Source organism: Megasphaera sp. UPII 135-E (assembly GCF_000221545.1).
GTDB classification, from domain to species: Bacteria; Bacillota; Negativicutes; order Veillonellales; family Megasphaeraceae; genus Megasphaera; species Megasphaera hutchinsoni.
The window spans coordinates 1-12,664 of sequence record NZ_AFUG01000035.1 but is presented as its reverse complement, the minus strand read 5'-3'; the positions used below and the strand labels follow the sequence as shown (position 1 = coordinate 12,664).

At 39.8% G+C, this 12,664-nt stretch carries 12 protein-coding genes; 11 read left to right on the top strand and 1 reads right to left on the bottom strand.

Annotation, left to right across the window (positions count from 1 at the left end):
• Positions 1-9 precede the first annotated feature (9 nt).
• The 6 genes from argR to HMPREF1040_RS04870 all read left to right on the top strand — a co-directional run bounded on the left by argR (position 10) and on the right by HMPREF1040_RS04870 (position 5,428).
• A complete protein-coding gene (gene argR / locus HMPREF1040_RS04895; RefSeq protein ID WP_007392863.1) occupies positions 10-465 on the top strand; it encodes an arginine repressor in 456 nt (151 codons plus the stop codon).
• 7 nt (positions 466-472) lie between these two features.
• Positions 473-2,179: a DNA repair protein RecN gene (gene recN, locus HMPREF1040_RS04890; protein WP_007392911.1), complete on the top strand. Its 1,707-nt coding sequence runs from the start codon at positions 473-475 to the stop codon at positions 2,177-2,179.
• Between the two features lie 59 nt (positions 2,180-2,238).
• On the top strand, positions 2,239-3,036 hold the full coding sequence (gene dapB, locus HMPREF1040_RS04885; protein ID WP_007392862.1) for a 4-hydroxy-tetrahydrodipicolinate reductase: 798 nt from the start codon (positions 2,239-2,241) through the stop codon (positions 3,034-3,036).
• Positions 3,037-3,058: 22 nt separating this feature from the next.
• A complete protein-coding gene (locus tag HMPREF1040_RS04880; protein ID WP_007392849.1) occupies positions 3,059-4,093 on the top strand; it encodes an aspartate-semialdehyde dehydrogenase in 1,035 nt (344 codons plus the stop codon).
• 14 nt (positions 4,094-4,107) lie between these two features.
• Positions 4,108-5,001, top strand: coding sequence for a 4-hydroxy-tetrahydrodipicolinate synthase (gene dapA / locus HMPREF1040_RS04875; protein WP_007392834.1), 894 nt, complete (start codon positions 4,108-4,110; stop codon positions 4,999-5,001).
• A 175-nt stretch (positions 5,002-5,176) separates the two neighbouring features.
• Positions 5,177-5,428 (top strand): heavy-metal-associated domain-containing protein, encoded by a 252-nt coding sequence (locus HMPREF1040_RS04870; protein ID WP_007392901.1) that lies wholly within the window; start codon positions 5,177-5,179, stop codon positions 5,426-5,428.
• Positions 5,429-5,470: 42 nt separating this feature from the next.
• Here HMPREF1040_RS04870 and HMPREF1040_RS04865 read toward each other — a convergent pair whose 3' ends face one another.
• Positions 5,471-6,325 carry a LysR family transcriptional regulator gene (locus tag HMPREF1040_RS04865; RefSeq protein ID WP_007392857.1) on the bottom strand — a complete coding sequence of 285 codons (855 nt, stop codon included), beginning with the start codon at positions 6,323-6,325 and terminating at the stop codon, positions 5,471-5,473.
• 148 nt (positions 6,326-6,473) lie between these two features.
• Here HMPREF1040_RS04865 and HMPREF1040_RS04860 point away from each other — a divergent pair, with 148 nt between their 5' ends.
• The 5 genes from HMPREF1040_RS04860 to HMPREF1040_RS04840 all read left to right on the top strand — a co-directional run bounded on the left by HMPREF1040_RS04860 (position 6,474) and on the right by HMPREF1040_RS04840 (position 12,434).
• Complete coding sequence (locus tag HMPREF1040_RS04860; RefSeq protein WP_007392906.1) at positions 6,474-7,727, top strand: diaminopimelate decarboxylase; 1,254 nt, start codon at positions 6,474-6,476, stop codon at positions 7,725-7,727.
• Positions 7,728-8,551: 824 nt separating this feature from the next.
• On the top strand, positions 8,552-9,646 hold the full coding sequence (tnpB, locus tag HMPREF1040_RS04855; RefSeq protein WP_007392868.1) for an IS200/IS605 family element RNA-guided endonuclease TnpB: 1,095 nt from the start codon (positions 8,552-8,554) through the stop codon (positions 9,644-9,646).
• A gap of 216 nt (positions 9,647-9,862) precedes the next feature.
• A complete protein-coding gene (locus tag HMPREF1040_RS04850; protein ID WP_218015435.1) occupies positions 9,863-10,258 on the top strand; it encodes a TnsA endonuclease N-terminal domain-containing protein in 396 nt (131 codons plus the stop codon).
• Positions 10,259-10,502: 244 nt separating this feature from the next.
• Positions 10,503-11,018 (top strand): transcription repressor NadR, encoded by a 516-nt coding sequence (locus HMPREF1040_RS04845; protein ID WP_007392875.1) that lies wholly within the window; start codon positions 10,503-10,505, stop codon positions 11,016-11,018.
• 102 nt (positions 11,019-11,120) lie between these two features.
• A complete protein-coding gene (locus HMPREF1040_RS04840; RefSeq protein WP_007392921.1) occupies positions 11,121-12,434 on the top strand; it encodes an MFS transporter in 1,314 nt (437 codons plus the stop codon).
• The last annotated feature ends 230 nt before the right edge of the window (positions 12,435-12,664 follow it).

Below are 12,664 nucleotides of genomic sequence, written 5' to 3'. Positions count from 1 at the left end.
GTTTAAAACATGAAGAGATTTCGATATGCAAAAATAAAGGAAATTGTACAGTCCAGACCTATTGAAACACAGGATGAATTAGCTAAGGCCCTGGAAGAAGAAGGCATTGACGTGACACAAGCTACGGTTTCAAGAGATATAAAAGAATTAATGCTCATTAAAGTACCGACTAGTGATGGTCATTATCGATATGCTCTTTCGCCTGAACAGAATTTATTGATGTCTAAAAATCGTATGGTACGGTTATTTCAAGATTCGGTTGTACGGGTAGATTCTGCGTTAAATCAAGTGGTTATTCATACCTTGCCGGGTTCGGCTAATCCTGTTGCGGCAGCAATTGATCATGCCCGTTGGGAACATGTCTTAGGTACCTTGGCCGGGGATGATACTATTTTGATTATTATGCGTAGCGAAGAAGCAGTCAAACCATTGGTAAAACTTCTGTTTTCGTTAATGAATGAATGAGGTTTTTATGCTACAGTATCTTCATATTAAGCATTTTGCGTTGATTGAAGATGTACACATTCACTTTGGCGATGGATTGACGATTTTTACCGGTGAAACCGGTGCAGGTAAATCGATTCTTCTTGATGCTATTGGAATGTTAGCCGGAAAGCGTGCTTCAGCTTCCTTCGTGCGACAAGGCACGGAGTCATTTTGGGTTGAAGGCGCTTTTTTTCTATCTACACCAGATGAAGCATTACAACGCATTTTGTTAGAAAATCATATTGAAATGGAAGATGGCCAATTGGTCATTGCAAGAAAATGGCAGCGCAATGGACGAGGAACGGTATTGGTTAATGGGACACTGGTACCGCTTGTGGTGGCAAAACAAATCGGCGATTATCTTTTAGATATTCATGGGCAATACGATAATCGCTTGATTTTTGATCCCTTGTATCATGTCGATTTATTGGACGGCTTAACACCGGAGGTACAGGCGGCACGTGCTGCTTATGATGAGGTGTATCGCACATGGCAAACCCTTGCCCATGAGGTAAAAAAATTAAGTCATGATGAAAGTGAAAAAGCACGTCTGTTATCGGTGTTGGATTTTCAGATAAAAGAAATTGAAAAGCATAACTTAAAAATAGGCGAAGATGAAGCATTAGAGAAAAAAGTTCGACTAGCAGCAAAGGGCGAACATATCAAAAATAATATGCGTGAGTTGGTATATACGTTTGACGGTAGTGATAGGCAAGCCGGGGTCTTAGAACAAGCGGAAACGGTGCAACGCCTGTTAGGGAAGATGGGGACGTATGAACCCTTGTTTCAACAAGTCGAAGCACGCTGGGAAACGCTGGTGTATGAGCTGAAAGATGTCTATGAGAGCCTCGTGACATATGCTGATGACGTTGAGTTTGATGAACAGGCCCTTGATGCAATGCAAGAACGACTTGCGAAAATGGAAAAGTTAAAACGAAAATATGGGCCTTCTATTGAGGATATTTTAGCGTTTTTACAACACGCAAAGCAAGAATATCAGCAATTAGAAGATGTGGATAATCAGCTGGCACGGGTAAAAAAGAAATTGGTCGACGCACAGCAGCAGGCAAAAGAAAAAGCACAAGCATTATATGACGTGCGTCTTCACGTAGCCAAGCAGTTTCAACAGTCGATGACAGAAACGCTGGGAAAATTAGGCATGCCGCATAGTCAAATCAGGTTTCACATCGAACCGATGGAAACGGTAACGGCGATAGGGGCGAAGGTAGTCGAATTGTATTTTTCCGCTAATAAAGGGGAAGCGGTTCAACCACTAGCGAAAATTGCTTCGGGCGGTGAAGTTTCGCGTATTGCCCTGGCTTTAAAATCCATCGGGGAGCGGAAGCAATCAGATAAAACAAGAATTTTTGATGAAATTGATGTCGGTATTAGCGGTCAAACGGGGGTACAAGTGGCGAAGCACATGCATCAATTATGTCAGCAGGAACAGGTTTTTTGTATAACCCATTTGCCGCAAACGGCAGCTGCGGCAGATAAGCATTATGTTATTTATAAAAAAGAAGAAAAGGGACGGACGATTTCACAAGTTAAATTGCTTTCACCACAAGAACATGTGCAAGAGATTGCACGTATGTTTACGGGCGATGATGTGCGAGAAGAAGGGATAGAGGCGGCACGAACGTTAATTCGCCAAAGTAAAGATGCAGATGAAAAGGGAAATTCCTTGACGTAAATTGAATAAAGGGTATATAGTAGGATTACCTTTTTTATGAATATAAGGATGGTGATAGTATGATTAGTGTACTTGTCAATGGTGCAGATGGACGAATGGGAAGTGAAGTTGTCAAAGCCGTAATAGCTGATCCGGAATTAAGGTTAGTCGGTGGGGTTAGTTTATCTCATGTCGGTGAAGATATAGGTACGGTCATTGGTATTCCCTACACAGGCCTGTGTATAGTGGATGATCTTAAAAAGGCGTTACAACTATATCAACCACAGGTTGTCGTTGATTTTACAACGCCTGCCGCCATTTATAAAAATGCGGAAATTTGTTTACAGCAGGGTGTTAATATGGTTGTCGGTACGACCGGGCTGACGGCAGCACAGCGTGAACAGTTAGGCAAATTAGCCACGGCGAAAGAGGTAAGTATTTTTATTGCACCTAATTTTTCCATTGGGGCAGTACTTATGATGCGATTTGCTAAAGAAGCGGCACCTTATTTGCCGGATGTAGAAATTATTGAATTGCATCATAATAATAAATTAGATGCACCTTCAGGAACGTCGATTATGACTGCCAATTATATTGCGGAAGCACGGCAAGCCGCTAAGGTGGAAGCCGCCGTTGATCGGACGCAAGAAAGCTTGGCTGGGGCTAGAGGGGCGACAGTAGCCGGTATTCCTGTCCACAGTGTACGGTTGCCCGGGTATGTCGCTCATCAGCAGGTGCTGTTTGGTGGCTACGGAGAATTATTGACGATTCGACATGATTCATTAGATCGTAAATCGTTTATGCCCGGTGTGATCTTAGCGATAAAAAAAGTTCAGACAAAGATAGGATTGACATTTGGGTTAGAGCATTATTTATAATAAGAGAGGAAGTTGAAAGACCATGAAAAAGCCTGTTGTAGCTATTTTGGGTGCCACCGGGGCAGTAGGACAAGAATTTATTCGCTTAATTGAGGAACGCCAATTCCCTTATAGTAAGTTGATTTTGTTGGCATCATCGCGTTCGGCCGGAAAAAAAATGAGTGTTAATGGCCACGTATATACCGTAGAAGAAGCCACGCCGGAGTCATTTACGGGTGTCGATATAGGGCTATTTGCGGGCGGCGCTATTAGTAAGACCTTAGCACCTGAAGCAGCGAAACGGGGTTGTGTTGTCATTGATAATTCAAGTGCCTTTCGTATGGATAAAACGGTACCATTGGTTATCCCTGAAATCAATGCGGCAGATATTGCAATGCATCAAGGCATTATCGCCAATCCAAATTGTTCGACCATTATTATGCTCATGGCGTTAAAGCCGATTTATGACTTATCACCCATTACGAAAATCATCGTCAGCACGTATCAAGCCGTATCCGGAGCAGGTAAAGAAGGCATTGAAGAATTGGAAACGGAAGTGAAAGACTTTTTACAGGGCAAAGAAATGGAAGCACATGTCTTGCCTACGAAGAGTTTAGATACGCATTATCCGATTGCCTTTAATCTTATTCCTCATATAGATGTGTTCTTAGATAACGATTATTCTAAGGAAGAAATGAAGATGGTACATGAAACGCATAAAATTTTACATAATGATACGATTGCCATTACGGCAACGACGGTACGAGTTCCCGTATTTCGCAGTCATGCCGAATCGATATATGTGGAAACGGAAAAACCTATTAGCGTAGAGGCCGTTCGGCAGGCACTTGATGCGTTTCCAGGCGTGCAAGTAGAAGATGATCCGGTACATATGAAGTATCCTATGCCGTTATATACATCAGAAAAATATGATTGTTATGTCGGTAGAATTCGTAAGGATTTATATAATGAAAAAGCTGTTAATTTGTGGGTTTGCGGGGATCAAATTCGCAAGGGGGCAGCGTTAAATGCCTTACAAATTGCAGAATATATGTTAGCTCATGATTTACTCTTATAAAGGAGTGATGGTAGATGAATCATTTTGGTAATGTTATTACGGCGATGATTACCCCTTTTCATGCGGATGGATCCGTTGATTATGAAGCGGCGGCTTCCTTGGCAACGTATCTGTGTGAACACGGTTCTGATGGGGTATTAGTTGCAGGTACTACGGGTGAAGGTGCTACGTTGACAGAACAGGAAAAGTTGACCTTGTTTACAACGATTGTGGATGCCCTAGGGAAAAAGGCCACCGTGATTGCTAACGTAGGAAGCAATAATACGGCTCAAACGATTGCGTTTGCACAAAAAGCGGCCAAAACGGGGGTAGATGCGTTATTGGTTATTACGCCGTATTATAATAAACCCAATCAAGCCGGTTGTTACGCCCATTTTGCAGCGGTTGCTCAAGCGGTTTCCTTACCCATCATTCTGTATAATGTTCCCGGTCGTACGGGGGGAAAAGTGGAAGCACAAACGGTGGTGCGTTTGGCCCGTGATTTTACGAATATTGTGGGCATAAAAGAAGCGAGTGGCGATTTGGTAGCAGCCACGGTGATTGCTAGAGATACGGCGGATGATTTCATGCTATATAGTGGGGAAGATAATTTGACGTTACCCTTATTAGCGGTCGGCGGCTGCGGTATCATTAGTGTGGCTTCCCATCTTATTGGCCCGGCGTTGCAAGACATGATAGTTGCATATAAACAACAAGATGTAGCAAAGGCATGCCGGTTGCATCAGCAACTGTTGGATGTATGTAACGGTGTTTTTTGTACGGTTAATCCGATACCCGTTAAAACATGTTGTCATATGCTTGGCTTAGCCGAAGAAGTATTTCGGTTGCCCATGGTGAAAGCGTCAGCCGCAGAGAAAGCATTTTTACGTACCATGTTAGAGAAGGCACAGATTATATCCCCTTCGTAAGGTAAACATAAAACAGCAGTTGATATATATCAACTGCTGTTTTTATATCGTTATGGGTACACCTATACGGATATTCATAGCCATTGTAACCAGGGTGTACCGCGGACAACTTGCATTCTTTATGGGTATTGCTTATAATAAAATATAATTTATGTATTCAACTAGGGGTGATTTTATGGGATTTATTAGTTCACTTTTTAAGCATGAACCAACAGGTATAAAAAAACAAATTTCTATTACGGGGATGACTTGTCAACATTGTGTGAAGCATGTTAAAGAGGCCTTGCAACAAATACAGGGCGTAAAGAAAGTAGATGTATCTTTAGCGGCGGGACAAGCAAGTGTGATTATCGCCGATGACGTGACGGACGACATGATGAAACAAGCCGTTGAAGAGGCAGGCTATCAAGTTACATCTATTCATTAAATATAGCGTAAAAAAAGTATTCACCGCGTGAATACTTTTTTTTTACCGTAAATGGCGAATGAGTTCCTCCGGGATAGGCGAAGGATTATGCGTGATATAGTAGCTATCCACCTTGGGCGGAGCGAAATCTAACAAGGGAATAATACGCAGATGACCCTGCCTTATATCATCTTCAATTAAGCTTCTGGGTAAAAACGTATAACCCAAGCCATCGAGGATATATTGGGGCAGTTTGGTGCTATTATCTATTTCCATAGAAAAACGATGATGCTTGGGAAATAAATCTTGAATATATATACCTACTCCTTGTAAGGCAAAATTGCAAAATAAATAATCAATATGGGGCAAATCATTTTTAGAAATACCTTCGGCATAATCGGTTATTTTTTTATGGCACACTAACACCAACGGATCCGTACGATAAGGCCGAGAAATATAGCCATCGCGAAATAAAGGACTAAAAGAAAAGACCGCATCCAACATATTTTCTTGCAACTGCAAGAGCATATCCGGCGTATGACTGATCGTGATAGCTAAGGAAATATTCGGCTTTGTGGCCAAAAAGGAACGGATCTTTTTTTGTAAGTGACATTCGTAAATCGTATTTGTCGTGCCTAGATGGATGTGCTGTGCATACGTAGGAGATTGTGTCACTTCTTGTAAGGCTGTCGTTTCCAGGCGAATAAAATGTTGTGCATAAGGAAGAAATTTTTGACCGGCGGTGGTTAAGGTCACTTGTTTGTGATTGCGAGCAAACAGCGATACCCCTAATTCCGCTTCTAAATCTTGCATGCGGTTGGTAATCGTAGATTGGGCTACATAAAGTTGGCGAGCCGTTTTGGTGAAATTTTTGATTTGTGCTAGAGCGAGAAACGTGCGTAAGGTGGTCGTATCCATATATCCTCCAATAATCATAAAAACGAATTGTAGTAATTAGAATAATCTATTTTACACATTGCATATGGGTATTATATAATAAAAAATAATGGTAGACAATTCTTGTGGTACTTTTTTATTTAATTTTTATATAAAAAGAGGGATAGGTATGAATAAGAAAATAGTTCCTTTTACAGAAAAGCAAATTCGCGACATGATTAAGCAATATCCAACGCCGTTCCATATTTATGATGAAAAGGCCATTGTTCAGAATGTACGAAAACTGATAAAGGCCTTTGCGTGGGCACCGTCATTTAAAGAATACTTTGCCGTGAAAGCCACGCCTAATCCGTACATTATGCGTGTATTGCAAAACGAAGGAGTAGGTGCGGATTGCAGTTCCCTGGCAGAATTAATATTGTGTGAAAAAGTGGGCATTACGGGAAAAGATATTGTTTTTTCCTCTAACGATACACCCAAGATCGAGTATCAAAAGGCCATGGAAATGGGAGCACTCATCAATTTGGATGATATCTCCATGATTGCTTATTTAGAAGAAATGGGACCCTTGCCCGATGCTATTTGTGTACGGTATAATCCGGGTCCGTTGCTACAAGAAGGAAACGCCATTATTGGTAAACCGGAAGAAGCAAAATACGGATTAACAAGAGAGCAAATTTTTGCAGCCTTTCAGGAATTGCAACAAAAAGGCGTTTCACATTTTGGCTTACATACGATGGTTGTTTCCAACGAATTGAATGTGTCAGGCCTTATTCATACAGCTAAAATGATGTTTGAATTAGCGGTGGAAGTAAAAGAAAAACTGAGCATTGCCGTAGACTTCATTGACTTTGGCGGCGGCATAGGCTTGCCGTATCGCCCGGAAGAATCATTTGTTGACTATGATGAACTTAGTGCAGGTATCAAGCGATATTTTGAAGAAATAATGCGTCCGCACGGGTTAGATAAAGTGAAATTGGCATTTGAATGCGGCCGTGCTATTACAGGCCCTTACGGCTATTTGGTGACGACAGCCATTCATCATAAACATATTTGGAAAGAATATATTGGCGTAGATGCTTGTATGGCTAATTTGATGCGTCCGGGGATGTATGGTGCGTATCATCACATTACCGTATTGGGTAAGGAAACACAGCCCCTCGATCATGTATATGATGTGACCGGATCCCTTTGCGAAAATTGCGATAAATTTGCCATTGATAGAGCATTACCGAAAATAGATGAAGGGGATATCTTAGTCATTCATGATACGGGTGCACACGGACATTCGATGGGCTTTAACTATAATGGAAAATTACGTTCAGCTGAGTTACTTTGGCATGAAGATGGCACGGTTACTTGCATTCGCCGTGCAGAAACAGTAGATGATTTATTTGCGACCTTAGATTTTTCGCAGCTATAAAATATACAGTTGCTTCTATCTCTTAAGCAGCTACATGTAGCTAATTTCTTTTTTTGAATTAGCGGCGTACTCCGTAGTCATACAGCGTACGCCGCTTTTTCGTATACTGCGGCTGCATAACCGCATCTATACAGAGCGTATGCGATTTACGCAAATAGCGAAACAAGGAACACCTTACCGGTCTTAACAAGGGGGGACGAAAAAAACGTACGCATTTATCTATGCACGCTCAGCAGAACAACTCTTTTAGCGTTGATTAGGTGTGCCACGCACACTCGTGACTTTAGTCATGAGTAAGTGGCATGTATAGTCCACATATTCAGCAATGAGTATGTGCCGAATAGTAATATTCGGAAATCTACTTAATTGCCGGAAACCCCTAAAGCTCAAAGTACTTAATGTATATTAAGTTACGAAAGTAGAAACAAATCTTTGAGATGGTGCAAGGTTAAATCCTAAACACTATGCAACAATGGGCAATCGGCAGCGAAGCCGATGTTACAAATAACATCGGAACGTTCAACGACTATCCTGAGAAGGAGTACTGTACAAGCGTATAGGAAATGGTAGAGATCCTTAATGATACAAGGATTAAGATATAGTCTGTGCTTTATCGAAAGATAGAGGTGCGAGTAGTGTCGCCGGTCGGACGTAGCGAATCCGATTGAACAACCATCCTCTCAAAAGTTTTACGGTTTTTACATATATTATATAAAAAATAATTTTATCCTTATTCCTATTTGAAATTAAAATTCATATGTTATAATTATGTTATCCAAGGAGGTAGCATAATGAATGTAACATACGGATGTGGATATATTTAAATGGAAAAAGCATTTAAAGTTAGAATATATCCGAATGAAGATCAAATACAATTGTTAAATCAAACATTTGGTTGTGTTAGATATATTTATAATTATTTTCTAAATAGAAAAATAAATCTCTATAAAGAGAATAACGAAAATCTAACTTACAACGAATGTTCTAAGGAACTAACCCAGTTAAAGAAAGAAAAAAAGTGGCTTGCAAATCCGGATAAATGTGCATTACAGAATACACTTAAAAATTTGGATGTAGCATATCGAAATTTCTTTAATAAACGAACGGGTTTTCCTAAATTTAAATCAAAAAAATTTTCTAAAGATGTTTACAAAACAAATTCTAATTTAAGATTTGAAAATAACAAAATTAAAATCCCCAAAATAGGATGGATAAGGATAAAAGGGTATAGAGAAATATCCGGAAGGATATTGTCTATAACAATTTCTAAAACTAAATCTAATAAATTTTTTGCTAGTATTTGCGTAACTGAATTTAAACCGAAACAGTTTGAGAAAACCAATCAAAATGTAGGTATAGATTTAGGACTTAAAGAGTTTGCAATTCTTAATACAGGTGAAAAAATTAATAATCTTAGATTTTTTAAAGAATCTCAAGAAAAATTATCCACGATGCAAAGAAAACTTTCTAAAAAAGTTTTTAAAAGCAATAATTATTTTAAATATAAAATTAAGGTAGCTAATTTTCAAGAGAAAATTAAAAATCAACGATTGGATTTTCTGCATAAAATTTCTATTAGGTTAGTTAAAGAATACGATATTATTTGCATTGAAGCATTAAAAGTTGAAAATATGATGAAAAATCATAATTTGGCTAAGTCGATTCAAGATGTTTCATTATCGGAATTTGTAAGACAATTAGAGTATAAAGCAAAATGGTACGGAAAAATAGTTTCTAAAATAGATACTTTTTATCCGTCCAGTCAATTATGTTCTAATTGTGGCTTTAAGAATATCGAAGTTAAAAATCTTAAAATTCGAGAATGGACTTGCCAAGAATGTGGTACTCATCATGATCGAGATGTTAACGCCGCAAATAATATCTTAATCGAAGGATTGAAAGTTTTAAATTCTATATAATATATGTAAGAACCGTAGGGCATACGGGGATAGCCTATTAAATTTACTCGATCACTACTTGAAATTATAATTATAATTTTAAGCAAATTGGGTGTAAATAGGAACCTCGTGACTTTAGTCATGAGAGGATGTCAGATACGCACAAAATCATGATAACATGAATTAAACATAGAAAAAACAATGGCTGTTCACTGGAAAACGTGTGTGCATGGTATAATGGAGAGCGTATTTTCTTCGGCTAAGTTTGATAGTTTGCCCGAACTTTTATTAGCACGAGTGTTAGAAAAAGATGCGGATGTGATTACCTGGCTAAGACCCGGGCAAAATGAATTTAATATCACATATAACCGCGGCAGGCATTATGTTCCCGACTTTGTGGTAGAAACGGAGCAATACTTTTATATCGTTGAAGTGAAAGGCGAAGATAAACTCAACGATGCCGATGTGATTGCCAAAGAAAAACAAGCCGTCAAATATTGTGAGGATGTAAGCGACTGGTCTTATAAGAGTCACAAAAAAGAATGGCGCTATGTATTTATTCCTTCTACGAAAGTACAAATAAACTCCTCCTTTAATACGCTTGCCAAGCGTTTTATGGTGACCAAGAACTGAACTGTACTCGTTTTTATAGAAGCCCGTTGCGACAACACGGGCTGCCCGTCAAACGGCTCCGGTAATGACGACAACAAGCACCGCCTGCTTCGTGCCACATGCACGGGAGGCGGTGCTTGTTTTTATGCGAAGGGGCGTTGCCGGTTGGTTTTTATCCTTTGGAAAAAGGGTTCTCAGGTGGTTGTATTTTTTAGTAGGCTTGCTTTCATGGTATAATTAAACCATATGTAAAGGGGAGATTGATATGGATAATGTACAACGGAGAAAACAGATTATAGAGATACTTAATGAAGCCGATGCCCCTGTGAATGGAACGACGTTAGCGAAAATGTGCAAGGTGAGTAGACAAATTATTGTCGGGGATATTGCTATGTTAAGAGCTAAAGGGCGTAATATTATTTCCACGCCGCGGGGATATCAGTTATTGCACGTAGAGCCGGTGGGTTGTCGGCGGTTAATGGTGTGTAAACATGGCGTGGAATTGATGCAGCTGGAATTAGAAACGATGGTGGATAATGGTGGTGTAGTGGAAAATGTGTTGGTGGAACATGAGGTGTATGGTGAATTAGAAGCAAAATTAAATCTTCGCTCACGGCGTGATTTGCAGCAATATATGACGTTGATGCAACAATCGCATGCTGCTTTATTGTCTTCTTTAAGCGGCGGCATTCATATGCATTCTATATTTGCTATGTCCGAAGAGGAGTTAGATGTTATTGAAGAAAAATTAGCTGCTTTAGGTATTTTATATAAAGGATAATGCAGGATAAGGAAAAAGAAAAATCTCCACTTGCTTTTTTGCGTGCTGACGTGTATTATATGTATATACAGCTGTCATGACAATAGAAAAGGTGTGATATACATGATTTTACAACGTTTGGAAGCATTGCCGGTTAGCAAGTTTCATTATAAATTGTTGCTCGTAACTGGCTTAGGATGGATGTTTGATTCTTTTGATACGGGGCTGATTGCATTTGTATTGCCCTTGCTTGCTAAAGAATGGGGCTTAACAACCGCACAAATGGGGGTTGTCGGTAGTATCGGTTTGGCAGGAATGGCGTTAGGTGCAGTCGTCTCAGGTTCTCTTGCTGATCGATGGGGACGAAAAAATGTTTTTTGTGTGACGATTTTGCTATATAGCCTGGCTACGGGGTTATGTGCATGGGCACCGACGTACAATATATTGTTATTGTGCCGTTTTTTGGTAGGATTTGGCTTAGGCGGCGAATTGCCCGTTGCGGTTACGTTAGTTTCTGAATATGTACCTGCTCGTGTGCGGGGACGGTTTATTGTTTTGTTAGAAAGTTTTTGGGCTGTTGGTTGGATTTTAGCGGCTTGCATTGCGTATTTCTTTATTCCTCAGTATGGGTGGCGTATTACCTTTGTGATCGGTGCGTTGCCGGCACTTTATGTATTTTTTGCACGCATTCATATGCCTGAATCTATTCGTTATTTAGTGGATAAAGGTAGGGTTAAAGAAGCGGAAAATATTATTCGGGCGTTAGAAAGAAACGTACAGCAGGTGGCAACTTCTGTGACTACGGAAATTGCCGCGGTTACGGAAAAACCTCATTTTTCTACGTTATGGAATCCGAATTATCGCGTACGGACGTTTTTGTTGTGGCTCGTATGGTTTGGCATCATTTTCAGCTATTATGGTATTTTTATGTGGTTGCCATCGTTAGTGTTTAAGCAGGGATTTGCTATTGTAAAGACCTTTGAATATGTCTTGATTATGACGTTAGCACAGCTCCCCGGATATTTCAGTGCGGCTTTATTAGTTGAATCGTGGGGACGAAAAAATACATTGGCTGTGTATTTGTTAGGAAGTGCTGTGGCAGGGTATTTCTTTGGTAATGCCGGTTCTGTGTCCGTCTTGCTTATATCGGGGGTATGCATGTCTTTCTTCAATTTAGGTGCATGGGGCGTTTTATATACGTATACACCGGAACAATATCCGACTGCTATTCGTGCGATGGGAAGCGGATGGGCTGCCGGTTTTGGTAGAATTGGCGGTATTGTTGCCCCGCTTTTAGTAGGTCATTTATTGGGGAAAGCCGTGGGTATGCATGTCATATTCTATTTGTTTGCACTTGTCTTTTTCGTTATTGCTGTTGCTATTTTATTTTTGGGACGGGAAGGTAAAAAGCAAGTATTAGAAGAGGCTAGTTTGTAAACGGTCATATAAGAGAGAGTAAAAACAAAAAGATACGATTTATCGTATCTTTTTTGTTTTTTAGCAAGGGAAGGTGGAGCGTGTTTGCTAGACTACAAAAATATAGGTGTAATTTTTGCCGGAAGTATTGACAGGTTTGCGTTTTAGTGATAATCTTTTGTATGTTACATCATAGTTATAGAAAAGAATAAAAATTATTTTATTGCTATTTTGTAAAAATCAAAAAAACG